The 22,701-nt window shown below is 56.4% G+C and carries 24 protein-coding genes, 1 tRNA gene and 2 pseudogenes; 17 read left to right on the forward strand and 10 right to left on the reverse strand.

All coding sequences use genetic code 11. The features are described from left to right. Positions 1-44: 44 nt before the first annotated feature. The 7 genes from ACVWZG_RS00785 (at position 45) to ACVWZG_RS00815 (ending at position 4,794) form a co-directional block, all read left to right on the forward strand. Positions 45-117, forward strand: a tRNA-Phe gene (locus ACVWZG_RS00785). A gap of 204 nt (positions 118-321) precedes the next feature. After that, positions 322-2,856, forward strand: a complete 2,535-nt coding sequence (locus ACVWZG_RS00790) for a dynamin family protein (RefSeq protein WP_457404873.1) — start codon at positions 322-324, stop codon at positions 2,854-2,856. A gap of 47 nt (positions 2,857-2,903) precedes the next feature. Continuing rightward, the gene (locus ACVWZG_RS00795; protein WP_414332234.1) at positions 2,904-3,314 is read left to right on the forward strand and encodes a KGK domain-containing protein; all 411 of its coding nucleotides are present in this window, start codon (positions 2,904-2,906) and stop codon (positions 3,312-3,314) included. Beyond that, a complete protein-coding gene (locus ACVWZG_RS00800) occupies positions 3,289-3,717 on the forward strand; it encodes a KGK domain-containing protein (protein WP_041436828.1) in 429 nt (142 codons plus the stop codon). Before ACVWZG_RS00795 ends, ACVWZG_RS00800 begins: the two co-directional genes overlap by 26 nt. Before the next feature lie 27 nt (positions 3,718-3,744). Next, a complete protein-coding gene (locus ACVWZG_RS00805; RefSeq protein ID WP_457397549.1) occupies positions 3,745-4,110 on the forward strand; it encodes a KGK domain-containing protein in 366 nt (121 codons plus the stop codon). Positions 4,111-4,120: 10 nt separating this feature from the next. Next, positions 4,121-4,537: a KGK domain-containing protein gene (locus tag ACVWZG_RS00810; RefSeq protein WP_414344169.1), complete on the forward strand. Its 417-nt coding sequence runs from the start codon at positions 4,121-4,123 to the stop codon at positions 4,535-4,537. A gap of 2 nt (positions 4,538-4,539) precedes the next feature. Further along, positions 4,540-4,794, forward strand: coding sequence for an HNH endonuclease (locus tag ACVWZG_RS00815; protein ID WP_011430012.1), 255 nt, complete (start codon positions 4,540-4,542; stop codon positions 4,792-4,794). A gap of 64 nt (positions 4,795-4,858) precedes the next feature. Here the strand turns inward: ACVWZG_RS00815 and ygfZ are convergent, their stop codons facing one another. Next, entirely contained in the window at positions 4,859-5,827 is a 969-nt protein-coding gene (gene ygfZ / locus ACVWZG_RS00820; RefSeq protein ID WP_457404875.1) for a CAF17-like 4Fe-4S cluster assembly/insertion protein YgfZ, read from the reverse strand. A 94-nt stretch (positions 5,828-5,921) separates the two neighbouring features. Here ygfZ and ACVWZG_RS00825 point away from each other — a divergent pair, with 94 nt between their 5' ends. Together ACVWZG_RS00825 and ACVWZG_RS00830 are read left to right on the forward strand one after the other, a co-directional pair. Further along, on the forward strand, positions 5,922-7,457 hold the full coding sequence (locus ACVWZG_RS00825) for a hypothetical protein (protein ID WP_457404877.1): 1,536 nt from the start codon (positions 5,922-5,924) through the stop codon (positions 7,455-7,457). 301 nt (positions 7,458-7,758) lie between these two features. Next, complete coding sequence (locus ACVWZG_RS00830; protein ID WP_011434196.1) at positions 7,759-7,953, forward strand: hypothetical protein; 195 nt, start codon at positions 7,759-7,761, stop codon at positions 7,951-7,953. On the opposite strand, the gene ACVWZG_RS00835 is transcribed toward ACVWZG_RS00830, so the two are convergent. The 7 genes and pseudogenes from ACVWZG_RS00835 to glmU all read right to left on the reverse strand — a co-directional run. Next, positions 7,950-8,882, reverse strand: a complete 933-nt coding sequence (locus ACVWZG_RS00835; RefSeq protein WP_457404880.1) for an AEC family transporter — start codon at positions 8,880-8,882, stop codon at positions 7,950-7,952. The two genes, ACVWZG_RS00830 and ACVWZG_RS00835, sit on opposite strands and share 4 nt — an antisense overlap. Before the next feature lie 26 nt (positions 8,883-8,908). Continuing rightward, positions 8,909-10,168, reverse strand: a complete 1,260-nt coding sequence (locus ACVWZG_RS00840) for a 4-hydroxy-3-methylbut-2-enyl diphosphate reductase (protein ID WP_457404882.1) — start codon at positions 10,166-10,168, stop codon at positions 8,909-8,911. 217 nt (positions 10,169-10,385) lie between these two features. After that, on the reverse strand, positions 10,386-10,661 hold the full coding sequence (locus ACVWZG_RS00845) for a lipopolysaccharide assembly protein LapA domain-containing protein (protein ID WP_011434193.1): 276 nt from the start codon (positions 10,659-10,661) through the stop codon (positions 10,386-10,388). A gap of 52 nt (positions 10,662-10,713) precedes the next feature. Then, positions 10,714-11,160, reverse strand: coding sequence for a pentapeptide repeat-containing protein (locus tag ACVWZG_RS00850; RefSeq protein WP_414328976.1), 447 nt, complete (start codon positions 11,158-11,160; stop codon positions 10,714-10,716). Positions 11,161-11,249: 89 nt separating this feature from the next. Next, a pseudogene (locus ACVWZG_RS00855) lies at positions 11,250-12,532 on the reverse strand (RNA-guided endonuclease InsQ/TnpB family protein). Between the two features lie 90 nt (positions 12,533-12,622). Then, entirely contained in the window at positions 12,623-13,129 is a 507-nt protein-coding gene (locus ACVWZG_RS00860) for a PPC domain-containing DNA-binding protein (protein WP_457404985.1), read from the reverse strand. A gap of 39 nt (positions 13,130-13,168) precedes the next feature. Further along, a pseudogene (gene glmU / locus ACVWZG_RS00865) lies at positions 13,169-14,521 on the reverse strand (bifunctional UDP-N-acetylglucosamine diphosphorylase/glucosamine-1-phosphate N-acetyltransferase GlmU); the annotation flags it as partial. A 138-nt stretch (positions 14,522-14,659) separates the two neighbouring features. Here glmU and ACVWZG_RS00870 point away from each other — a divergent pair. The 5 genes from ACVWZG_RS00870 to ACVWZG_RS00890 all read left to right on the forward strand — a co-directional run bounded on the left by ACVWZG_RS00870 (position 14,660) and on the right by ACVWZG_RS00890 (position 17,285). Continuing rightward, on the forward strand, positions 14,660-15,088 hold the full coding sequence (locus ACVWZG_RS00870; protein ID WP_457404885.1) for an SHOCT domain-containing protein: 429 nt from the start codon (positions 14,660-14,662) through the stop codon (positions 15,086-15,088). A 130-nt stretch (positions 15,089-15,218) separates the two neighbouring features. Then, positions 15,219-15,677 carry an MAPEG family protein gene (locus ACVWZG_RS00875; RefSeq protein ID WP_414344246.1) on the forward strand — a complete coding sequence of 153 codons (459 nt, stop codon included), beginning with the start codon at positions 15,219-15,221 and terminating at the stop codon, positions 15,675-15,677. 151 nt (positions 15,678-15,828) lie between these two features. Further along, positions 15,829-16,098 (forward strand): hypothetical protein, encoded by a 270-nt coding sequence (locus ACVWZG_RS00880; RefSeq protein ID WP_011434187.1) that lies wholly within the window; start codon positions 15,829-15,831, stop codon positions 16,096-16,098. A gap of 36 nt (positions 16,099-16,134) precedes the next feature. Further along, positions 16,135-16,815, forward strand: a complete 681-nt coding sequence (locus ACVWZG_RS00885) for an energy-coupling factor ABC transporter ATP-binding protein (protein WP_414331746.1) — start codon at positions 16,135-16,137, stop codon at positions 16,813-16,815. 257 nt (positions 16,816-17,072) lie between these two features. After that, a complete protein-coding gene (locus ACVWZG_RS00890) occupies positions 17,073-17,285 on the forward strand; it encodes a CP12 domain-containing protein (protein ID WP_011434185.1) in 213 nt (70 codons plus the stop codon). A gap of 239 nt (positions 17,286-17,524) precedes the next feature. Here the strand turns inward: ACVWZG_RS00890 and ACVWZG_RS00895 are convergent, their stop codons facing one another. Together ACVWZG_RS00895 and msrB are read right to left on the reverse strand one after the other, a co-directional pair. Then, positions 17,525-18,328, reverse strand: coding sequence for an FTR1 family iron permease (locus tag ACVWZG_RS00895; protein ID WP_457404888.1), 804 nt, complete (start codon positions 18,326-18,328; stop codon positions 17,525-17,527). Positions 18,329-18,377: 49 nt separating this feature from the next. Continuing rightward, positions 18,378-18,869 carry a peptide-methionine (R)-S-oxide reductase MsrB gene (msrB, locus tag ACVWZG_RS00900; RefSeq protein WP_414344252.1) on the reverse strand — a complete coding sequence of 164 codons (492 nt, stop codon included), beginning with the start codon at positions 18,867-18,869 and terminating at the stop codon, positions 18,378-18,380. A 276-nt stretch (positions 18,870-19,145) separates the two neighbouring features. On the opposite strand from msrB, the gene ACVWZG_RS00905 reads away from it, so the two are divergent. From ACVWZG_RS00905 to ACVWZG_RS00915, 3 genes are all read left to right on the forward strand, one after another. Then, positions 19,146-19,589: an NAD(P)H-quinone oxidoreductase subunit N gene (locus tag ACVWZG_RS00905; protein WP_011434182.1), complete on the forward strand. Its 444-nt coding sequence runs from the start codon at positions 19,146-19,148 to the stop codon at positions 19,587-19,589. Between the two features lie 88 nt (positions 19,590-19,677). Next, positions 19,678-20,718 (forward strand): Light dependent period protein LdpA domain-containing protein, encoded by a 1,041-nt coding sequence (locus ACVWZG_RS00910; RefSeq protein WP_457415152.1) that lies wholly within the window; start codon positions 19,678-19,680, stop codon positions 20,716-20,718. A 54-nt stretch (positions 20,719-20,772) separates the two neighbouring features. Next, positions 20,773-22,656 (forward strand): R3H domain-containing nucleic acid-binding protein, encoded by a 1,884-nt coding sequence (locus ACVWZG_RS00915; RefSeq protein ID WP_457404988.1) that lies wholly within the window; start codon positions 20,773-20,775, stop codon positions 22,654-22,656. The last annotated feature ends 45 nt before the right edge of the window (positions 22,657-22,701 follow it).

Raw genomic sequence — 22,701 nt, forward strand, 5'->3', positions numbered from 1 at the left:
AGTTGTCAAAACCCCCCTCGACATCGTAAGATAGTAGGTCCAGAGCCGGGATAGCTCAGTTGGTAGAGCAGAGGACTGAAAATCCTCGTGTCACCAGTTCAAGTCTGGTTCCTGGCATCTGGTATGAGTATGCTGAGGCGGGCTTGGGTCAACGACCTAAGCCTTTTTGCTATGTCGGTCTGGGGAGTTCTGCTCTTCTCTCTTCACGTGTATGTACATATAGCCACACAGCTCCGGGACTGAAGAAAATTGTTGTAGGAATCCTCACCTCAAGCATAGGCAAGTTATAATCCCGGCAGCCTCTGTGGAGATTGCTCTCTTATGTCTGTAAAGCTCCTGCCTCAGTGTGAGAACTTGAAAGAGCAGGTTGAAGCTATCCTGCAACTCTGGCATCAGGATTCCACTTTTTCAGGCAAGCAAGATACCACTCGGATTCAAGCTTCCCTCAGCAAAGCTATTTCTCCAACCTTCGAGATTGTCTTTGCCGGTGCTTTCAGTGCTGGCAAGTCTATGCTAATCAATGCCCTCTTAGAAAGAGAGCTTCTCTACAGCGCCGAAGGGCACGCCACAGGGACAGAGTGCTACATCGCCTACGCAGAGCCAAATGCGGAGAGGGTAGTGCTCACTTTTCTTAGCGAGCAGGAAGTGCAAGAACAGATGACCGCCTTCTGCGCTTTCCTAAACTTGGCTCCGTCACTCAGCAGGCTGGAAGACACTGCACTGAATCCCCTGAAGGAGCGTGCTGAGGCTATTATTCAGCAGGAGGGAGGCAAAAGCAAGTCAGAGCGGGCGAAGCAGGCGGATGCACTTCGCTTGTTGATTACAGGTTTCCAGCAGAACCGGGACAAAATTCACCCTACCGAGAACAAAGTTTTCTCAATGGAGCAGCTCAACTTCGGCAACCTAAGAGAAGCTGCGGGTTTTGCCCGGCGCGGCGCCAATAGCGCAGTTCTCCGAAAAGTCGAATACTACTGCCATCACCCCTTACTGGAAGATGGAAACGTTATTGTCGATACTCCTGGGATCGATGCTCCAGTCAAAGCGGATGCAGAGCGTACTTATCGAAAAATTGCCGATCCGGATACGTCTGCAGTTGTTTGCGTTCTCAAATGTGCTGCAACGGGTGAGCTGACCAAGGAAGAGACAGAGCTTATTGAGCATATTCAAAGTAATGATAGCATCAGGGATCGCGTCTTCTATGTATTTAACCGGATTGACGAGACTTGGTACAACGCACAACTAAAGCAGAGACTAGAAAACATTATCGACCAGCAGTTTCGTCAACTCCGCGTATTTAAGACAAGCGGCCTTCTTGGCTTCTATGGTTCCCAGATCAAGGCAACTACCCCCGAGGATCGATTTGGACTGGATACGATTTTTTCAGAAAGCATCAAAGAATTGGGTGGTGGGGAAGAAACACCCCAGTTTGTCAGCGAGTTTAACAAGTACTGCACGTCAGGTAGGTTGGTTGGATCCCCGTTCCGCCCTTCTGTACATGGGTACGACACACCCATAAATAACTACGTTCGGATTCTGAGGGAGTGGGGAAAACCTTTGATTGAGTATATGATTAAAGATAGCGGTATTGAAGACTTTCGGGCTGGGATCACTCGTTATTTAACGGAAGAAAAGCGACCACAGCTATTTTCTGCGCTGGCTGATGATTTGCAACCTCTCTGCATCGAGATGAGGAAGTCCTATCTAGATCTCTACCGAGACATTGATAGCCAGCCCAAAGAGATTGACAGCATGATTTCCTATGAGCTGACGCTGATCAATCAGCAGCTAGCCAGTATTGGCCGAGAGTTTGACGAGCATATCCAGACAGTAGTCAATAAAGTTATTAACGGAGAAAACAAAGAATTTGAGAACGATTTCCGTAAATTGCAGGCTAGGATGGTACGGAGGCTAGATGAGCTTTTGGATACTTTTTCGTTGGACAATGTTTACAGTCAAGCCGTTCGCATTCGTCCCCGCAACTCCACAGCTCCATTCTTAGCTGTATTGGTCGAAGCCTTTTATTATTTGTCCAACCATCTAGAAGACATCCTGGTAGAATCAGCCAGCACGCTTGTAGAGAACTTCTTTCGTCGCCTTGTTGATGAAGTTCGCAGCTCGAGCTACTACAGGCAGTTGTTTCGCCTACTGGGATCCGATGGGGACTTGGAGAAAAAGCTTCTTTTGGTTAGAGATGTAACTTTGAGCTCTCTTGTCAATGGTGCCCGAAAAGAGTGCGACCGCTACCTCAGAGAAAGCCCCCGCTTCTATGACGAAGGAACATTCTCGATCTACCAGTTTCGAGAAGTCCTAAAGCAAACCAGCCAATCTTATGACATCTCTGCTATTCGCGACGCAGAGCCTGGAATCCGACAATTACTCAAGCTTGACTTTGAGCCGAAAATTAGCCAGACAGTGCGTTCTAGCTTCCGACAAGAGACCAACAACACTCTAAAAACTCAGCTATTGCCGGTTGCCAAGCAAGTAGCCGATGAGATTTTGCAAAAGTACCCAGAAGCAAAGCAGTTCATGGAAGCAACTCTCAGAAAAGAGGCTGAAGAGAAAATTGCGCTTAACCAACAGCGGCTGAAAGAACTGGAGGCAAGCATAGACAAGTACAACCAAGCTGTTTCTAGGATCAACCTCTGCTTGCAAGCTTTGGGCCTCAATCGTGAGATGCTGCCCTTGATTACTCGTCCTGAGCCTTCCTCTGTTGGTGAGTCAGTTCAAATTTTGGCAAGTCTTCCTGAACAGCAAGTAGGTGACAGCAATGCAAGCGAAGCAGTCGCTCTTGGTCGTTCTACACCCATAGACGAGAGTTTTCCAGAGTTGGATAGCATTCTCGATGATCTGAGATAGAGCGGCTTGTCTTTGTTTTTGGCCTTTCACTTGATCCAGATAAAGTCATGGGATCCAAATCGATACCTCTACAGCAGCACCCAGAAGGGATCCTCTCTGTAAGGGAGAAAACTTTCAAGGTTGCCAACTTGGTCAAAGCAGCCCAAGAGGACTTGACCAAGAAAGAAGAGCTGCATCGCTTGTTCATTGCGGCCTTGAGATCCTCAGGGATCCTGCCGCCGGAAGACTTGCTCAACATTGCCAGTAGCCTTCTTGCTCCCAAGCCAGAAGAAAAATTGTTGCAAGAAGCGAAGTGGTTTGGGCAGGGACTTGCTTGTCAGCTCTTGGTGCCGGGCAAGAAAGATTGGGAAAAAGGCAGAGTCAGATTGCGGATCACTGTAGAGTTTGAGCCAGAGGATACAGGCTCAGAGAGCAGCAGCGGATCCCCTCTGGATGACCTTCGCGAAAGTGAGAGCTAGCCTAAGCCAGAGAGACATAGAGGGGGTTGGGCAAGTGTCAAGTAATGATCAATCTCAGGAGTGCTTTGTTGAGCTAGATATTTTCCAAAATACTGTCATTGATATAGGAGGACGCCTAATCTACTCGCAAGAGTTTGCTCAGGTGTACTCAGAGATTGTTTATGAGAGTATCAGATCCTACTTATCCAGCAAACTTAGCGAAAAGGGAGTCTCGATTCTATGGAGCAACTTGAACGGAATAACTAACGTGAAAGGAATTCCTGCTAAACTCTTACGTCCTGGCTCACCGTGGATTGCTGGTAGAGTTAGGATGAGACTAGTGGTTGAGTTTGAGCCAGAAGAAACGGGATCAGGGAGCAGTAGATCGCCTTTGGATGACATTCGGGGAGATGTCAGTCAGTAAAGTCTGTTAGCAATAGGAGACAATGCCGTGGTCGATCCGATAGTTTTTAGGTCAGATGATAGGGAAACTGTCGTTGAAATTGGTGATCAAGTCTACCTTCCAAGTAGCTTGCATAGAGCAATTATTAATTACCTTCTTTCAGATACTTTAGGGACAAACGGTTACCTTAAATCAAGAAAGGTTTATGCGGACATTAGAATGCTCGTGGATGGAATAGAATCTAGAGTCTTACAGCCCAGAAAGTCGTGGATCTCTGGCAAGATATCAGTCAAAGTTTATCTCGAGTTTGTTCCTGATGACCCATATAGAGATTCTGGAGATAGCGCTCCCAGAAAACTAGAGGATTCTATACTGGATGATTTACGGGCTGTTCAAGTTGTCTCTATGTCTTGAGGTCGATAAGATGACAAAAACATCCATTAATCTTAGCCAACTGGGAGACGGAGTTATCACTTTTATCAACAAGAACAATAAGCAGAAAGTCTACATGATTTCCAAGCTTTGCGATTCTATCAATTCTTATTTCCTGAGGTTTGACCAAATGGGAAGCGGACTAAACAGTCACTTGAGTTCGTCTGAGATACAAACAGGTATTCCCTATGAAGATCAGGTTCATTTTTTCCATAAAGGAGTTCCATGCTCGATTCTTTCTCCTAAAACTAACGGTTGGCAGACCGGTAGAGTAAAAGTAAGAGTAGAAGTTACGATTGACTTTTATCCTGACAATCCTGAATTTCTGATAAAAGAACCCGACCAAGAGATATTAGAACCTCTAGATGAAAAGTCTCCACTGGACGATCTTCGCAGTATGGATGAATAACGATGAAAGAAAGAAAATCCGGCGAAAGGATTCTAATTCCAGCAGCCGTGCGGGAGTATGTTTTCCAAAGAGACGGCTTCCGTTGTCGCGGTTGCGGAAAGTCGCCCCCAGAGGTTCAGCTTCAGATCGATCACATCATCCCCATTGCCCAAGGGGGCAGCAACGACATCAGCAATCTGCAAACGTTGTGCAAAACCTGCAACCGACGCAAAAAGGATCGACGGGATCCCCGCTTTCGCCGCCACTTTGACTGGTAAGTTCTTAATCCTTTGCCCATTTTCTCTCTACAAAGCAGGAGAGCTTTTTGCCGCAAAAGTAATGCTAGACAATAGGCGGGAAGCTGGAAAACGGCATTCGGGTCAGCACTCCTGGCACTGAGCCGACTTCAACTTCCAGCCCCTCGGCAGGATTGAATTTGGTGCGCACGTATCCCAATCCCAGGTACTCTTGCGAAGTTAGGCCTGCACTGGTCAGCAGCCCAATCTTTTCCCCCTGCCGCAAAATCTCTGTGCCAGGATGAGCTTCTCCTTGGAGGCGGATCCCCCACAAAGTTTGCCGAATGCGCCGGTAGGTTACCTGCTTGGCCAAGACTTCCTGGCCAACGTAGCAACCTTTGTCAAGGGAAACAGCTCGCCACAGGCCGGCTTCTAGGGGGTTGTAGTCTGAGGTCAGCTCTCGGTCGGCGGCGGGGCGACCTGCTTCTAGGCGGAGGACTTCCCACAGCTCAGGTGGGGCCAGCTTGGCTCCGGCTTGGAGCAAGCATTCTTCAAGAGCGACTTTCTGGTCAATGGTGCCCCAGAGGGTAAACCCCGGCTGGGCAAGACCCGTGCCACAAGCCAGATGGACAGGGATCCCCTGGATCTCCACGGCGCAGTGCTCATTGAGCCTGGTCGGAATCTCTTCTGAGCTCACCACTTTCTCCAGGAGAGCCTGACTCTGGGGGCCGAGCAACCCAAAACCAAAGGTCTGGTCCGTCTCATCTTTCAACTCTGCTCCCCGCACCAAAGGCAGCATACGCCCCAAACTCTGCATCAGCAGGCTGCGCCGCTGGGGCGAAGTCCAGATCCAGCAGTCTTCTTCTCCCGCGTACACCGTGGCCAGATCCAGGATGCCGGCGGTGGGGGTCACGAAAACCGTGTCGGCCCCCTGCCCTGGCTTGAGGGCCTTCAGATTTTGGGTGCTTTGGTTGTGCAGATAGTCCAAGCCTGGGGATCCCTTCATGCGCAAACGGCCCCACCCGGAGCGATCCAGAAGCAGGGATCCCGTGGAAACAGCAGCTAGAAGAGACATCGCTCACCCCAGAGATGGGATTTGGTTTTCTTCTCTACCCTAGAATAGGCTAGTTCACCCTACCGTCTGTGGCAGATCCCCGGCGTACTGAACTGTGATTGAGGTTGAAGTCCACCAACAGTTGCGGCAGCTTTTGCGGCAGTCTCCCGAAGCCCTGTGGCCCCACCAGTTGACGATGGCTCGCATGGTGGCGCGAGGGTTGCGGTTGGGTCGCAGCACCTTGATCCAGGTGCCTGCTGGGGGTCAGCACCGCCTCAGTTATCTGCTGCCGGCCCTGATGTGGCCCAACCCCACCTTGCTCTGCGCTACAGCTCCTGTGCAGGCGCAAATTTTGGGGGAAGAGATCCCCTGGCTACAGCACACCCTGCAGTTGCATAAGCCCGTCCTGCAAAAAGACCGCTGGCCGGATCCCGATTTCCAGGGGTTGCTGTTGGTGGATCCCCTGGATTGGCTGCAAGCTCGCTTGAGAAAGGGATCCTCGCAAGTGCCGACAGGGATCCCTCTGATCCTCGACGGAGCCGAAGACCTAGAAGATTGGGCCTACCAGGCGCTAACGGTGACCCTGGAAGCCAGCCATTGGCAACAGCTCCGGCAAATCTTCCCTGCCGAGGCGGAGCAGCTCTCCCAGGTTCAGGTCAATTTGTCCCTGCAGCTTTTGCGGCGGCCTCTTTCCCGCTGTCTGCTTCATGCGGATGAACAGGTTCACCTGGATGCTGTGCTGTCTTTGGTGACAGGCTACCCCGGCTGGCTGCCGGATCCCTGGGATCAAATCCGCCGGCGGCTCAGCTCTGAGGGGGATCCCGTCTCCAAATGGATTTGGTGGGCCGAAACCGACCGAGAAACCGGTCGCCTCACCCTTCACCACAGCCCGGCGGCTCTGCAGGATTGGTTGGCCCCCATTTGGGCCACACAGCCGGTGGTGATTATTGGGGAAGCGCTGGATCTGGATCGCCAGGCGGAAACCTATCGGCGACGGTTGGGCTTGCCGGATCTGACGCCGCTGCGGTTTGCCTCAGGCGAGGGTTGGCCACGTTCTGGCGGGGCGGAGCTTTCCCTTTACTTGCCGCGCCTCCCCCTGCCCAACAGCCCTCTATTTCAGGATCACCTGCTGCAAGAGCTGAAAAACTTGATCCCTCAAGCGCAAGGCTTTGTGGTGGTGTTGGTGTCGGATCAGCCTCTGCAAGCACAGGTGGGAGCGGCTTTGGCTGCCGAATTCGGCTCACGGGTGCGGGTAAACAGCCCGTTCCCCGGCGAAAAGGGCATTTTGGTCTGCGACTGGCCCTACTGGCTGCACCACAAGGCCGGCTTGCCGCGCCCTGAGCTGATGGTGATCGCCACTTTGCCCTTCCCTTCTGTGGAAGACCCAAGGGTGGCCGGACGGGTGCAATATCTGCAACGCACCCAGCAGGACTGGTTTCGTCAGTACCTTTTGCCGGTGGCTGCTGCCCAGTTGCAACGGGCCGTCGCGCCTCTGCGGCAAGGCTCTGATTCGGGAGAAGACCCCAGCTCCCCCACTCGATGGGTGGCTATTTTGGATAGCCGCATTATCGTCCGCAGCTACGGCGTCTCTCTTCTCAATGCCTTGGGGCCAACTTTACGGGTCGAGCAGCGCAGCCAATTGTTCGTTTAGGGATCCCTGGGCCTCTTGCTCGAGTTGATGGGATGTATGGTCATTTTAAACAGGAATGAAACATTTCTGTCCAGCTCCTCTCTCCCTCTGGGAGAAGGTCTGGGGGTGGCCGCGGAAGCAGCGCGGAACGCCTGGGGAGTGTCTCAATCTAGTTTGGAATGACTATATTGAGGATTTTTTGGCTTGAGCGACTGAGAGAAGGCTTGCTCAGCATAGAGGGGAGATTTGTATCCTAGAGAGCCAAAGTCAACTGGGATCCAAGCTATTCTGAGGGTGAATCACTCCTACTCACCTTCTTCTCATGATCAGTCCTGCTCTCAGCTCCGATACAGCACTGCGCACGCAAGCAGTTTGGAAGCCATTGCGGCAGGCCATTGTGGAAAGCTCGGGTTTTCGGGGATGGCTCCAGGGCCGGGAGTTGCCCACTCAGGAAGCAGAGCTGGATCAACTGGTGCATAGCTACCTCGAGCAAACCTTGTCTCACCTGGCCTATTAGGATCCCCAGAGTCCCAGCCAGAGGGGCAAGGTCAGCAAGGCGGCCAAGTACCCCACGGCCAAGGCAGTTACGGTAATTTCCCGATCCAAGTCGTATTCTTCCGTGAGCACCAGGGTGGCGATGGCGGGGGGCATACCGCTCTGCAGGACCAGCACCAGCTTGGCCAGAGGCGGGTAGGGGGTGAAGGCAAGGCCGATTCCCACCAAGAGCGGCACAATCACAATTTTGATCAAGAGGGCCACTCCGGCGGCAAGAAAGGATCCCCAGCGCTTCACCTGGGCCAATCGCATCCCCAGGATCATCAAGCTGAGCGGGATCATGCTCCAAGCAAAAGCCGCCAACGCTTGAGAGAGCCAACCCGGCAGAGGTTCGCGGGTCAGCAGTAGGCCCATAGCAAAAGACCAAAGAGCAGGGGTGCGCAGAATGTGGAGGCCCACCTGCCAAGGCTGAGCATGGGAACTGCCGTGGCGGCTGGCCACCCACACGCCAAACCCGTAGGCCATGAACAGAGTGCCCAGCAGATCGTAGAACAGGGCCCAGCCAAAGTAAGCCCTTCCGGCCACAGCCAGACAGATGGGATAGCCCAAATACCCGGTGTTCCCCAGGGTGGCGGTTAGGTGAAAGCTGCCCTGCTGGGCACTGCTCCAACAGTTGTGGCGCTGCCACCACAGCCAAGCGCTGGTCAAGGCAAACCCCAGCCCCACCGACAGCCAACAGATCAGAGGGGCGACCCAGATTTGGCCCGACAGATCCACCCCCTGCATAAACCCAACAATGCTGAGGGGCACTCCCACCCAAAACATGAACCGCCCCAAGGCGTGGGGATCCAGCCAACGATTCCAGCCGCCGGGCAGCCCCTTCTGGAGAAAAAAACCCAGCAGCGTCCAGCCCAGCAAGGGAGGATAAACCTGAAAAAGGGTGTTGAGCACGCTCAAAGGGAAGAGGGAAGGGATCCCTAGGCAGGGATCCGCCGAGGTTCTTCACGCAGGGCGAAGATGCGTTGAATCACCTCCTCGACAACGCGGTCTGGGGTAGAGGCACCGGAGGTAATGCCGATTTGCACCGGCCCGGCGGGCAGCCAACCTTCGGTAACTGTCGGGTCTTGGTGAAGGGGCTTGTGGCGGATGCGGTTGTTGGGTTGGATGCAGTCGGGGCCATCGATGTGGAAGGAAGGCAAGCCCTTGGCCAGGGCAATTTCCTGCAGGTGGGTGGTATTCGAGGAATTAAACCCCCCGATCACCACCACCACATCCAAAGGCTGCTCCAGCAGCTCGAACATGGCGTCCTGCCGCTCTTGGGTGGCATTGCAGATGGTGTTGAAGCTCATGAAGTGATTGTCCAACTCCTGGGGGCCATATTTGCGCAGCATGGTGGTCTCAAAGAGCTTAGCAATGGCGCGGGTCTCCCCCTCTAGCATGGTGGTTTGGTTGGCGATGCCGATCCGCTCTAGATCGCGATCCGGATCAAAACCGGGGGAAGTGGCCTTGCCAAAGCGCCGCCGAAATTCTGCCGCATCTCCGCCTTGCAAAATGTAGCGAGCGACCCATTCTGCTTCTTCCAGGTTCAGCACCACCAGATATTTTTCGGCAAAGGAGCTGGTGGCTACGGTTTCCTCGTGGTTGTACTTGCCGTGGATCACAGAGGTGAATTGAGCCGCGCGGTGCTTGTCCACTTGGTTCCACACGCGGGAAACCCAGGGGCAGGTGGTATCGACGATCTCATTGCCCTGCGACCGGAAAAACGCCATTTCCGAGGCACTCGCCCCAAAAGCAGGCCAGATCACCACATCTTGAGGCCGGATCTGAGAAAAGTCCTTCTTGCCGTCCGGGCCTTTCTCCACAAAGCGGATCCCCATCTCCTTCAGGTGCTGGTTTACCAAAGGGTTGTGGATGATCTCGTTGGTGATCCACAGTTGCCGATCCGGAAAGCGTCGCCGCGCTTCATAAGCATATTCCACCGCCCGTTCCACACCCCAGCAAAAGCCAAAGGCTTTGGCCAGGTGAATGGTGATGTCACCCCGCTGATAGCGGTAGGACTGGGCACGGATTTGCTCCACAAGGGGGCTTTTGTAGGTGGTTTGCAGCTCCAGTTGAGCCTGATCCTTGTGTTCTTCAAATCCCTTGGCAAAGTAGGTGCTGGATCCGCGCAGGGCTTTGCGCAGGGCCCGTGGGTCTTGGGGAGAGCTATCCGGGGGAGTGGGTTGGGAATGAGGCATGGTTACGGTTGGAGATACGCACTGATCAAGCAGACGGCGAAGGGATCCTGATCTCAGCTTACGCCCAGTCTCGCATCGGTGGGCCATTCCAGCATGCTTTCCCTAGGGCCAGCGACAAGATTGTCAAGTCAACTATAGAATTGCAGGTAGAATTGCAGGGGATCGAAGCTGTTGAGCCAAAGCCAGAAAGCAGGGGGATCCCTTTGGGAATTGGCCGTTATTGGGGCGGTTGATCCTGCATTTCCAGTTGGCGCACCCGTTCCTGTAATTGGCGGGCGGTGGCAGAAAAGCTGCGCCCAGGCCAGAGGAGAGAGCCCAGCCCCACCGTCAACAGGCCCAAGCCGACAGCCGCGGCAATGAGAAATCCCAAAGGCAGCTCCACCGAGCGCCACATTAAGAAATGTACGGTCAGGGTGGTGGGGTTTTGCCCGGCCAGGACTGCCACTCCCAAAGCCAGCAGCAGTGTCAAGACCAAGTTGAACAGCAGCAACATCAGGGATCCCGTCGCAACAGTTCCATTCTGCCTTGTCTGCTGGGGGGGTGGCTCAAGCCCGCACACTCCCGTCGGGTAGGGTGGCTCCGCTGAGGTCAGCGCCGGTCAGCACTGCTCCGCCGATTTTTGCCCCGCTTAGATCGGATCCCTGCAGTTGTGCACGGGTTAGCTTGGCTTCCCAAAGGTAGGCACCGTGCAAGTTGGCTTCTCGCAAGTCGGCAAAGCTGAGATCCGCGCCGATCAAGTTGGCTTCCCAAAGATTGGCCCCGCGGAGGTTGGCCCCCATCAAGTTGGCCGAGCTGAGATCGGCGCCGCGCAAATCGGCTTCCTGCAGGTTAATGCCACTCAGCTTGCCAAAGGAGAGGTTGGCCCCTCTCAGATTCACCCCTTGCAAGTTGGAGCGCACCAAGTCCACCCCCACCAGGTTGGATTCTTGAAAGTTGCGCTCGCCAGAGGCATATTCTGTCAGCAGCTCGTCAGCAGTTGTCACTCGGGGCATGGCCGGATACTGCCATCCGTGCGTTAAGCTTAGCAATTTCTGGCTGCTCAACGGGGTACTGATGACCGCTCCGAAAGACCTACGAAACGCTAACAAACACTTCCAGAGTGTTCAGTGCCTGTCGCGTCTCTGCTTTCTTCCTGCTTCCACGACTCGTGACTGGTAGTAAGCTTCAGGCTTACCACCCCGCCAGAGGAATCTCCACAGGCGTCTCTTTCCCCAGAGCTTGGGGTAGTTGAGCGCTTTAAGTAGCACTCAAAATACCACCGCACCAGGTTCAGCGCTGCATTGCGGTCGCGGTCTATCCCCAGACCACAACACGGGCAGCGAAATACCCGCTCGCTGAGTGGCATCTTCTGTTTGTGGCCACACCCTGAACACAGTTGGCTGGACGGATAAAACTTATCCGCCACCACCACCTGACAGCCGTAGAGCCGGGCCTTGTACTCTAGCTGTCGCCGTTCGCGATAGCGGGACGGAGTCCTCAGCTCGTAGAACCCACAGTCTGACAGGGATCCCGCCAGTTTGCGGTTCTTGAGCAGGTTCCTCACCTGCAAGTCCTCTATCACCACCACTCGGTATCTCTTGGCCAGGTAAGTCGTCAGCTTGTGCAGATTGTCTTGCCGATCGCGTAAGCGGGACGGAGTCCTTATGTCTGCCACCCGCTTGTGAGCTTTGCCCAACTGCACCACCGCCTTCTTGCGGTTGGCAGAGCCTTTCTGCTTACGGCTCAGCCGCCGTTGCAGCCTGACCAAACGCCGCTGGGCCTTGCGGTAGGGCTTGGGATTGGGAAACACTTCCCCGCCGGAGCAGGTGGCCAGGTGATGGATACCCAAATCCACTCCCACCACCTCTCCGGTCTTCTCCACCTGGGGTGTTGGAGCTTCGTACTTGAAGGAGATGTACCAATGTCCGGCTCTCAAGCTAACAACCACGTTCTTGGGTGTGGTCACCGGGAGCAGCTCTGCACAGCGCAGCCAACCAAAGATAGGTACCTTGATGCGGTTGCCAGAAGTGCGAATACTCCCTTCCAGGTAAAAGCTGTCTCGCACTCCCTTGCGTTTGAAGCGGGGAAACTTCCCCAACCCACCCCGCCAGCGCTTAAGGGCTTGCTCCAAGTTGCGTAATGCCTGCTGAGGGGCGCATTTGGAGACCTGGTAGTACCAGCGATGTTCTTTCTTCACCTCGGCCACTAGGCGCTTGTGCAGGTCAATGGCGGTGGGAAGTTTTTGCTGGTTCTCCAGGGCTTGCCGACAGACTTCTAAGCCCCAGTTATAGGCGTGGCGGGCTACCCCAGCGTGTTGGGCGGCTAGAGTTGTTTGCTTGCGGTTAAGAAGTTAAGAATGAGTTGCGTCCGAAAACCCAGTAACATGCCCGCCACACCGCAAAGCGTCCATGAGTTCCGTGAAGCTTTCGGCTTGGCGCTCACAAGCCCCCTTTAGCTTTAGGTAACTCATGTTGACTACTGTAAGCTTTTCGGCCTGCTGTTGTCAGCCTCTGGTTTTGTCTGCTGGTTTTGCTGGGGTTGGGGGAGTGGGGACGGCCAGCAGGGATCCCCTGCCACGGGTTCGATGTGCAACTCCAGGTAGCCGGTGGCCGGATCCGGTTGACGGGAGAAGCGATACTCCGGGCTGTCGGCGAGGACAATTTCGGCGGTGGTGTAGATGAGGCAGCCGGGGCGCAGGTGTCCCCCCCAGGTTTGGCCTCGGGCATCGGCAACGGTGAGATGGAGATGGACTCCGTCAGGGCACAGGGATCCACTCAGGGCCAGGATCTCCAGGCGTTCCGACAGCAGGTGATCCCCCATTTGGTCGGCCAGGCGCAGGGTGGCTTGGCTAAGGCTGCCGACGGCGCTGAGGACAAACCCCGCTTGCAAGGGCTGCTGCCGGGCCACTCGCTCCAGTTCCTGCTTGAGATCTTGGCCGGGGAAGAGGCGCAAGGGATAAATCTTGAGGGATCCCGGTGGCATGGGCTGGGGCTCCTGGGGGCGGGAAGAGCGGATCCCAAGTCGCCAACCGGGCTTGACCACCGGGCGGGAGCGAGCGATCACTAAGCAGTCATCCGGCAGGGGGTAGCGGGCAGGGATGGTGGAGCCGGCAGCAATGGTGACATCGGATCCCACCTGCAAAGGAGCCACCAGAACCGAGTTGGCGCCTGTTTTGCTGCGATCCCCAATTTCGGTAAAGTGCTTTTGCTGGCCGTCGTAGTTGGCGATGATGGTGCCCGCCCCGATGTTGACCTGGGATCCCAGCTTGGCATCGCCCAGGTAGGCCAAGTGGGCGGCGTTGCTGTGGGATCCGATCTGGGTATTTTTGGTTTCCACAAAGTTGCCGATGCGGCAATGATCCCCAATCTGGCTGTGGGGGCGCACGTGGGCGTAGGGGCCTATCCAGACGTGGTTGCCGATGCGGCTGTGGCTGACCACCGAGTAGAGAATGTGACACCCAGATCCAATCTCGCTGGACTCGATCCAACTGCCCGGCCCCAGGCGGGTTCCCGAGCCAATGCGGCACACCCCTCGCAGATGGGTTTGGGGCTCGATCACCACATCGGGGGCCAATTCCACCGTTTCCTCCAGGCTGCTGCTATCGGGATCCACAAAGGTGACCCCGGCTTCCATCCAGGCTTCTTTGAGGCGATCCTGCAAAATCTGGTACGCCTGGGCCAGTTGGCGGCGGTCGTTGATGCCCACAATTTCTTGCGGATCGGCAACATCCAGAGCGATGGCTTTGCCCACCCGCTTGACGGCATCCGTTAGGTAGTACTCCTGCTGTGCGTTGTTGCTGTTGAGATGGGGCAAAACCTGGGCCAGAGCCGGCCAGTGGAAACAATACACCCCACTGTTGATGCGGCGATTTTGCCGTTGGGCCGGGGTGCAGTCTCGCTCTTCCACCAGTTCCAGCACTCGCTGTTGGGCATCGCAGAACACCCGTCCATAGCCATAGGGATCCGCCACCTGAGCCGAGAGCAAGGTTACCTCTGGGTTCATCTGGCGGTGGCGCTCCACCAGAGCCTGCAGGGTTTCTGCCCGCAGCAGGGGCACATCCCCGTTGATCACCAGCAGATCCCCCTGAAAACCGCCCAGGACGGGCAACAGTTGCTGAACGGCGTGTCCGGTGCCCAATTGCTGGGCCTGCTCCACAAATTCAACCGGGTACTCCCGCAGGGCTTGGCGCACCTGCTCCTGTTCATAACCCACAATCACCAGACAGCGGTGGGGTTTCAAGGTTAGCACCGTGCGCAGCAGCCGCTCGATCAAAGACAGGGATCCCAGCTTGTGCAGCACCTTGGGCAACTGCGACCGCATCCGGGTACCTTTGCCCGCTGCCAAGATCGCTACCGATAGTTCCCGCTCTGCCATGTTCCTTCCCCGAACCGCCCCCATCAAGTATAGGCGGCGGGATGCTGCTCAAAAATCTTCTGAGGTTGGATCCAAGTTCCTGAGCCCTGTGCGGCCAAAACTGAGCTAGCTTAATGGCACATCTAGCTGGTGCAGTCTATGGCCGAGAGCAGGGGCCCTGATATGCCCCCACAGGAACGTCGGCGGTTGGTCCGCGAGGTGGCCGGTTGGCTGGCGATGCTGGGGGTGCTGATCCCAGGGTTGCAGCGCTTCTATATGGGGCACCAACGCTGGGGCTGGGGCTACTTGGTGGTGGGGCTGATGGTGTTCGTTCCTTCCATCCCGCTGCAGATCCTCAGCTACGGGGTACGCGCCCTTTGTTTGCTGGAAGGGCTGTGGATCCTGACCATGAGCAATGCCGATTTCGATTTTCGATTCAACCGAGAGTTGATCGAGCTGGAATGGACCAGTGTGGAAGGGCGAGAAGCCCGGGATCCCGAACAGCAGTTGGAAAGCCTGTTGAAACAGGGCTTGATCACCCGCGCTGAATATGAGGAGCGCCGCCGGCAAATCCGCAAGATTTCCTGACGCAAGCATCTGCCTGGATAGACAGCCCGATAGATGGATAATGGTTCTGGTGTTGGTTTTCCCGGCAATAGCTCCTGCCCGAGCTGGGCTCCTTCCTCTCCCCTGTTATCTTGCACCGTCCTTTTGCCTTATGTTGCCAAGCCTTCCTCTCGCAGCTATCCCCCTGTTCTCCATCGCGGCAGCCATGCTCTTGGTCTATCTGCCCATGGGGGTGGTGGGCTATGCCCGTGCCCGCGTTGGCTACGACCTGCATGCTCCTCGGGCTATGTTTGATAGGCTACCTCCCTACGGGCAACGGGCCACCTGGGCCCACGCCAACGGGTTTGAGACCTTTGGGATGTTTGCGGCAGCAGCGTTGATCGCCTACATCACCGGCCCTCACTCGGATCCCTGGTATTTTGGCCTCAGCGGAGATGAAGGGGTAGCTGTGCTGTGTGGGGTGTTTCTGCTGGCGCGGCTGCTCTACAACTTTTTCTACATTGCCGATATTCCCATTGGGCGATCCCTCTCCTTCTTGGCGGGATCCCTGGCCACGTTGGGCCTGTTGCTGATCAGCCTGCTGCCTTTTCTCGGCACCGGCCTGGCCTAATCTGGCGAGAGAAACTCCCCCGTCATTTGTTGAGCCTGCCGGTACCCTGGCCCAACCTGCGATACTGGAAAAGGACTTCATCCTGCTGTCGCCAACGGCGTCCTCTGGGTGCCTCTCTTTTGTCCCACGGCCCACTACGCAACGGTCAGCCATGTACACTCTGGAACTGCTCCTGAAAGGGAACCCTGCCCCCATCGTTGTCCACCAAAAAGAGGAAGAAGCGGCCAACCGGGCCTACCAAAGCATCGTCAATGCTCTGCAGAGTGGATCCCCTCAGAGTTTGGAGCTGACCTGTGACCGCACCGGCAAAAAGGTGTTCCTGCTCACCGGTGAGTTGTGTGGCGTGCAAATGACTTCTAAGTCAGGCAGCGCCAGCCCCATGGGAACCCGTCCCGGTTTTTTGGCCCAGTTGCAAAGCTGAGGACAGCCCTTTTCTCTCTGCCGCTAAGGGATCCCCATGTCTGAGGTGGCCATTCGGGTGGAGAGCCTGACCTTTGCTTGGCCGGAACGTCCGCCGGTTTTGCAGGCGTGCAGTTTTGTCATTCCCAAGGGCCAGTTGTGGATGCTGTTGGGGCCCAATGGCAGCGGCAAGTCCACTTTGTTGCAACTGTTGTCCGGATCCCTGACCCATCCCCAGCCCCTTTCGGGCCACCTGGAGATTCGCGGTCGGCTGGGCTATGTGTTTCAAAACCCGGATCACCAACTGTTCATGCCCACGGTGGGAGCTGATGTGGCCTTTGGCTTGGGGGCAGAGGCTCTGACCTTGGCGGAAATTCACCAGCGGGTGGAAACAGCCTTGGAGCAAGTCGGATTAAAGCACCTGATCCGTCGGCCCATCCACGGCCTCAGCGGCGGACAGAAGCAACGGGTGGCAGTGGCAGGGGCTTTGGCCCGGCGCAGTGAGGTGCTGCTTTTGGACGAGCCGACAGCTCTGTTGGATCCCGACAGCCAGGCGGATTTGCTGCGGTGCATCCGGCAACTGGTGGATCAAGAAGGCATCACCGCCCTTTGGGTAACCCATCGGCTGGCAGAACTGGAGTGGGCAGACGGGGCGATTTTGCTCTCGGAAGGCCAAGTGCGTCAACAGGGATCCCCAGAGCAGGTGCGGCAACGGATTGAACAACTGTTTGGGGCCTGAGGGATCCCTGCGCATCCTGATCCCAAAGAGATCGCGAAAGCGCAGCTGCACCCCCCTGCCGTCACTGTTTAGAATGGGTAATGTATCCGGTTGATCAATTCGGTTGGCACAAGGTCATTATCCTGAACTTATTCCCCGTCTGGATCGGCTGGTTTTTACCTGTTGATCCTCGGTTACACCGAATCCCTACAGGTTCTGCGTCAACCGGTTACATCAGCGGGCCACTGGCCCCATCTAGTCTAGAGGAGCTTGAGAACATGGGACTGTCTGAAGTGATCGCCAAAGAGCTGGAAAATGCTCGCAACGTCTGCTCTGAGTACGGCGAAGGGGATCCCCACTGCCGTGCGGCCTGGGACGCAGTTGAAGAAGTGCTGGCAGCTCGCAGCCACCAGCCGAGGACTCCCAGCAGCCTAGAGCAGCACTGCGCCGAAAACCCAGATGCTGTTGAATGCCGGGTCTACGATACCTGATTCTCGGGAACCCCACAGAGTGGATGCTCTCTGTCGATTCCGTAGCGATCGACAGGGTTTCCTACTGGGGATCTCCGACAAAATCCAGCGGCCTGCCGGATCCCTGCCGGTAGGCTTTGCTTTCTTGGACTGGAAGGCTTGACTGGGTGCGGCCTTTTGGTTGCCATCCATCGAAACCAAAACCAGGACTCATCAAGCTCAAGGCTGGTGGAATCCACAGGGCTCGTGGAGAACGTTTTTCACGAAGAAAGCTTTCGAGCCGGATCAGCTCGCAGCCATTGCCTCACCCACAAGGCGAAAGCTATTCCCAGCAGCAGCAGTTGGGGGAGCAGCGTCTGCCAAGTGGGATATATGCCCAGCCAGCGCAGCTTTGGGATCCCGACCAGGGGGGTGATGGGCAGCCAGTCCGCCACCTGTAGAGCGTGCAAGCCACTGCCCAAAAACTTAAAGCCCAAGTAGAAAATCAGCAGACTTAGACCCCGGAAAAAAACTCCCAGCGGCAATTTCAGCCCCACCTGCAGCAGCAAGATCGCCAGTGCCACCAACACCAGGGATCCTAGGCCGATCCCCGCCCAAAAATCTTTTGCCGAGAGGGAAGAGGCCAACCCCACATAAAACAGCACCGTTTCCGCCCCCTCGCGAAACACCGCCATAAATGCCAGAAAAGCCAAGGAAAACACTTGACCGGTGGCCAGTGCCGCCTGCGCCTGTTCCTGCACAAAGGTTTGCCAAGAAACCACTGCAGCCCGGCGGTGCAACCAAAGGCTGACCGAGAACAACAAACCTGCTGCCGCCAGCCCGGTGATCCCTTCCAGCACCTCTTGCCGCGTGTGGGTGAGCATCTGCTGGAAAAACAGCTTCACCAGCAGGCCGAGCATCACCGCTGCCAGCAAGCCTGCGGATCCCCCTAGCCACACCCAGCGCTTCTGAGCCGATTGCCCGCTCTTGCTCAAAAGGGCCAGCAGCGCCACCAACACCAAGAGAGCCTCTAGGCCCTCCCGCAGCAGAATCGAAGCAGCATCCAGGAACGTGTAGTCCGACATAGGCTCACCCAGACAGGCGGCTCAGTTTTAGCTGGAGCCAAGAGGATTTCTAAGTGGTGGCTGGGATGAACTTGAGGGCAGCAGAATTGATGCAGTAGCGCAAACCCGTGGGTGGGGGGCCATCCCGAAACACATGCCCCAGATGCCCACCGCAGTTAGAGCAGTGGACTTCCGTGCGGGGCACAAACAATTTCCAGTCCGTCTTGGTGCCGATCACATGGGGAGCAATCGGCTCCCAAAAGCTGGGCCAACCGGTGCCACTGTCGTACTTGGCCGCCGAGGAAAACAGCTCCTGCCCACAGCCGGCACAGACGTAGATGCCCGCAGCTTTGTTGTCGTAGTAAGCGTTGCGGAAGGGGGGCTCAGTGCCCTCTTGGCGCAGCACATAGTATTGCTCTTCGGTGAGCAGTTGCCGCCACTCGGCGTCGGTTTTGGTGAAGGGATAAGTCTGTTGGGCCATTGCTCTTTGCTCTCCTGCCAAGCTGAGGGGTGCTGTGACGAACCCGGCCACTGCCGAGGTCAATAGCTCGCGTCGTCGCATGATGAGGTTCATCTGTCGTCGCTGTGTGAGTGACAGGGAGGCGATCCCTGCTCAGAGGGATTCATCCGCCTTTGTCCGCCACCTGTGGGTTGAGACCTGCAAGCAGGTTACCCGTATCTTAACCCTTCTTTACGCTCCCTTCTGCAAAACAGGGAGATAGCCAGTATTCTATGGGTTCCATTGGCAGCTTCTATCCCCAGCTTCAGGCGCCATCCCGTTACAATGAGCGCAGGTGGGCTGCTTGTCCAACCCTAGACGAGTCATGGAGTTCTTCCTATGCTGCTGGTCGGCTCAGGTGCAAAGTTTGTACAGCAACTGGAGCAAGCTGGAGCTTTGGCCATCTATGTAACCCCAGAGGGGGGATCCGAAGGGCACTACCTGCGGCGGCTGCGCGGAGCTGGGTATGAGGTGGTCACCCTCTCCAGTAAGGGAATCGGGGACCTGGCCAGCTATTTGACGCGCATTCATGGGGTACGGCCTGCCACGCTGGGCAAATCGGAGCGGCGCACCTATTTCTTTCCCGCGTTGATCGAGCAGTATCGGGCCACCTTGCCCCCAAAAGCTAAGGGGTTGGTGTTCTGGTTTTACGAAGGGCATGTGTTCAGCCAACAGGAACTCTCCTACCTGGTGAAGCTGAGTCGGGAAGACAAGGGAGTGAAGTTTGTGGTGGAACTGGGCCGAGAACGGTCAATTCGTTGGCAACCTCTGCAGAGCGCCTGAACCTCTCTTCAGGATCCTGGAAATTTCTTTGCTACCATCTCAAGTAGATGGCCTGCGGCTCAGATCCCCATCCTGCTAGCGGTTTCTCGTGCCTGTGACCTTGCCAACCGCCTCGCTGCAACAGGGTACTTGGTTTAAGCTGATCTGCGGCGCAAGTTTCCACCACTTGCCCTCGGTTCGGGAGCTGGCTTTCCTTTACACGCTGGCCGGGGCAGATTGCATTGATGTTGCTGCCGATCCGGCCATTGTGCGGGCCGCTCAAGAAGGGATCCAACGGGCACAAGCCGAAGATCCCCAGGCGGGGTTCCCTTGGTTGATGGTCAGCGTCAATGACGGCGAAGACGTCCATTTCCGCAAGGCGGTGCTGACGGCTCCCGTCTGTCCTGCCGACTGTCCTCAGCCTTGTTTGGCAGTCTGTCCTCCCCATGCCTTGACCCAGGCAGCCCTTCCTGCTCAAGTCCACATCCAGACAGAGCTGTGCTACGGCTGTGGGCGCTGCGAGCCGGTTTGCCCCCACCGGCGCATTGCTACCTTCGGCTACCAAGTGGCTCTGTCAGAAGTTTTGCCGCCTTTGGTCGAGCTGGGCATTCAGGCGGTGGAGATCCACACCTGCATTGGTCGCCAGAGGTCATTCGAGCAATTGTGGGGATCCCTGAAGCCCTGGCTACCTCAGCTCCAGGCAATCTCAATTAGCTTTAACGATGGCCCGGGCCTAGAGGCTTACTTGAGGGATTTGCTGGCTCTTATGGATCCCTTGCCGGAAGTGCTGATCTGGCAGGTGGATGGCCGGCCTATGAGTGGCGATATCGGAGCTGGCACCGGCAAAGCCACCCTGAAATTGGCCGAGAAGGTGCTGAACATGGGCCTGCCGGGCTATGTGCAATTGGCAGGAGGAACCAACGCCCAAACGGTGCCGCTGTTGGATCCCCGATGGCCAGTGGCGGGGGTGGCCTTCGGCAGCTATGCGCGACAGTTGGTGTCAGCCTATCTGGAAGAGCCAGCTCACAGCTCATCGGAGTCAGGATGGAATCCTGGATTGGTGGCAGGGATCCCGTTGGCCAAGCAGTTGGTGCAGCAAGTAAAGCGGCGATCCGTTGCTTTTAGGCAAACCTGTTTTTCCTGCGTTTAACGACGTTGCTCAGCCATGAGTTTCCCCGTACAGCCCTCAACCCCAAGTCCGTCGATGGATCCGGAAAGTGCTCCGCACCGCTTACGTGAACGTACCGGCTTTCCCGGCCAGGTTCAATACAGCGACGACCTGAGTAAGCTTTTGGATATCCTGCCTGCTCCGATTCGTGAGCGCCTAGAACAGCATCCCCACTTGGATCGGTTGGTGGAGGTGGTGCTGGATTTGGGTCGCCGCCCCGAAGCCCGCTTCCCCGGCTTTGCCGATTACCTTTCAGAAGACGTGATCACCCGGGCCGACTTGGATCAGGTGATCAGCCGGGTTGGAGAGTTCAGCAGTGACAACCGCGCAGGCATTGCCTCTACCCTGCACCGGATCAGTGCCATCCGCAACCGCCAAGGCACAATCATTGGCCTCACCTGCCGGGTGGGTCGCTGCGTTATCGGCGTGATCAGCATGATCCGCGACTTGGTGGAACAGGGGCGCTCCATGCTGTTGCTAGGCCGACCAGGGGTGGGCAAAACCACGGCCCTGCGGGAAATTGCCCGTGTGCTGGCGGATGAGCTGGGCAAACGAGTGGTTATTATCGACACTTCCAACGAGATTGCCGGCGATGGCGATGTGCCCCACCCGGGCATTGGCCGGGCCAGACGGATGCAGGTGGCCAGCCCAGAGCTGCAGCACAAGGTGATGATTGAGGCGGTGGAGAACCACATGCCCGAAGTGGTGGTCATCGACGAGATCGGCACTGAACTGGAAGCTTTGGCCTCTCGTACCATTGCCGAGCGGGGGGTACAACTGGTGGCCACTGCCCATGGCAACCGCATCGACAACCTGATCAAAAATCCCACCCTCTCCGACTTGGTAGGCGGGATCCAATCCGTCACCCTAGGAGATGAAGAGGCGCGGCGGCGCGGCTCTCAAAAGAGTGTGTTGGAGCGCAAAGCTCCCCCTACGTTTGAGATTGCCATAGAGATGCTGGAGCGATCCCGCTGGGTCATCCATGAAGATGTGGCCGCCACTGTGGATCGCCTCTTGCGCAACCGCGAGCCCCTGACCCAAACCCGCAGTCTAGACGAACGCGGCCAGGTGGTGATAGTGCGGAGCACCGCTGGCGCAAACGGGCGCCCGGCTCTATCTGGCCCCCAATGGCCCCCTGCCGGCAGCACAATCTCCGCAGCACGGGAGCGGGGAGGATGGCAACGCTCTGGACGGATGGAAGCTCTGCCTTCAGAGCCGCTTGAAAGTCGCTCGCCGCAGGGAGGAGCATCGGGTTTGCTCCTGGATAGGCAAGAGGACTCTGTCCCGTTAACGCCGGCGGGATCCCGTCCTGCCCCTCAGGTGGTGGCCGAATCCAAAGCGGAATCCGGCTCTGATGAAGAAGATTTGGACTGGGAGGGATCCGCCCTGGCCCCACCAGAGCGGCAGCAGAATCCAGATGGGCCGCTGATGATCTACCCCTACGGAGTGAGCCGCTTCTACCTGGAGCAGGTGATCCAAACCCTGAAACTGTCGGCGGATGTCACCAAAGATCTAGACGAGGCAGACATTGTCTTGGCCTTGCGATCCCAAGTGCGTAGCCGTTCCAAGATCCAGCAGATGGCCCACTCCCGCCAGATCCCGATTCACACCGTTAAGGCCAATACTCTGATTGCCCTGGCTCGCGCCCTGCGCCATATTCTCAACATCGAAAGCGAAGAGGGATCCGATTCCGACCTGGAGCTGTTCATTCGCGCCAGCTCAGGCGATGAAACCGAAGCTCTGGAAGAAGCCCGCCTGGCGGTGGAGCAAATTGTCATTCCCAAGTCTCAGCCAGTGGAACTTTTGCCCCGTTCGCCTCTGATCCGCAAGCTCCAACACCAGTTGGTGGAACATTACCACCTGCGGGCCCAAAGCTTTGGGGAAGAGCCCAACCGCCGCTTGCGCATCTATCCCAACTAGCCCCACACGATAGCTCAACCGATAGTTCAGCTCCGTAGAAGCTCT

The organism is Thermostichus sp. OS-CIW-33 (assembly GCF_054059615.1).

Coding starts and splice junctions, on each gene's coding strand:
- ACVWZG_RS00890 (WP_011434185.1), top strand. CDS start 17,073: ATGGGACTGTCTGAAGTGATCGCCAAAGAGCTGGAAAATGCTCGCAAC.
- ACVWZG_RS00905 (WP_011434182.1), top strand. CDS start 19,146: ATGCTGCTGGTCGGCTCAGGTGCAAAGTTTGTACAGCAACTGGAGCAA.
- ygfZ (WP_457404875.1), bottom strand. CDS start 5,827: ATGTCTCTTCTAGCTGCTGTTTCCACGGGATCCCTGCTTCTGGATCGC.
- ACVWZG_RS00795 (WP_414332234.1), top strand. CDS start 2,904: ATGGGATCCAAATCGATACCTCTACAGCAGCACCCAGAAGGGATCCTC.
- ACVWZG_RS00815 (WP_011430012.1), top strand. CDS start 4,540: ATGAAAGAAAGAAAATCCGGCGAAAGGATTCTAATTCCAGCAGCCGTG.
- ACVWZG_RS00860 (WP_457404985.1), bottom strand. CDS start 13,129: ATGCCACCGGGATCCCTCAAGATTTATCCCTTGCGCCTCTTCCCCGGC.
- ACVWZG_RS00875 (WP_414344246.1), top strand. CDS start 15,219: ATGTTGCCAAGCCTTCCTCTCGCAGCTATCCCCCTGTTCTCCATCGCG.
- ACVWZG_RS00895 (WP_457404888.1), bottom strand. CDS start 18,328: ATGTCGGACTACACGTTCCTGGATGCTGCTTCGATTCTGCTGCGGGAG.
- ACVWZG_RS00885 (WP_414331746.1), top strand. CDS start 16,135: ATGTCTGAGGTGGCCATTCGGGTGGAGAGCCTGACCTTTGCTTGGCCG.
- ACVWZG_RS00800 (WP_041436828.1), top strand. CDS start 3,289: ATGACCTTCGCGAAAGTGAGAGCTAGCCTAAGCCAGAGAGACATAGAG.
- ACVWZG_RS00810 (WP_414344169.1), top strand. CDS start 4,121: ATGACAAAAACATCCATTAATCTTAGCCAACTGGGAGACGGAGTTATC.
- ACVWZG_RS00845 (WP_011434193.1), bottom strand. CDS start 10,661: ATGTTGCTGCTGTTCAACTTGGTCTTGACACTGCTGCTGGCTTTGGGA.
- ACVWZG_RS00915 (WP_457404988.1), top strand. CDS start 20,773: ATGGATCCGGAAAGTGCTCCGCACCGCTTACGTGAACGTACCGGCTTT.
- ACVWZG_RS00790 (WP_457404873.1), top strand. CDS start 322: ATGTCTGTAAAGCTCCTGCCTCAGTGTGAGAACTTGAAAGAGCAGGTT.
- ACVWZG_RS00880 (WP_011434187.1), top strand. CDS start 15,829: ATGTACACTCTGGAACTGCTCCTGAAAGGGAACCCTGCCCCCATCGTT.
- ACVWZG_RS00830 (WP_011434196.1), top strand. CDS start 7,759: ATGATCAGTCCTGCTCTCAGCTCCGATACAGCACTGCGCACGCAAGCA.
- ACVWZG_RS00840 (WP_457404882.1), bottom strand. CDS start 10,168: ATGCCTCATTCCCAACCCACTCCCCCGGATAGCTCTCCCCAAGACCCA.
- msrB (WP_414344252.1), bottom strand. CDS start 18,869: ATGCGACGACGCGAGCTATTGACCTCGGCAGTGGCCGGGTTCGTCACA.
- ACVWZG_RS00870 (WP_457404885.1), top strand. CDS start 14,660: ATGGCCGAGAGCAGGGGCCCTGATATGCCCCCACAGGAACGTCGGCGG.
- ACVWZG_RS00850 (WP_414328976.1), bottom strand. CDS start 11,160: ATGCCCCGAGTGACAACTGCTGACGAGCTGCTGACAGAATATGCCTCT.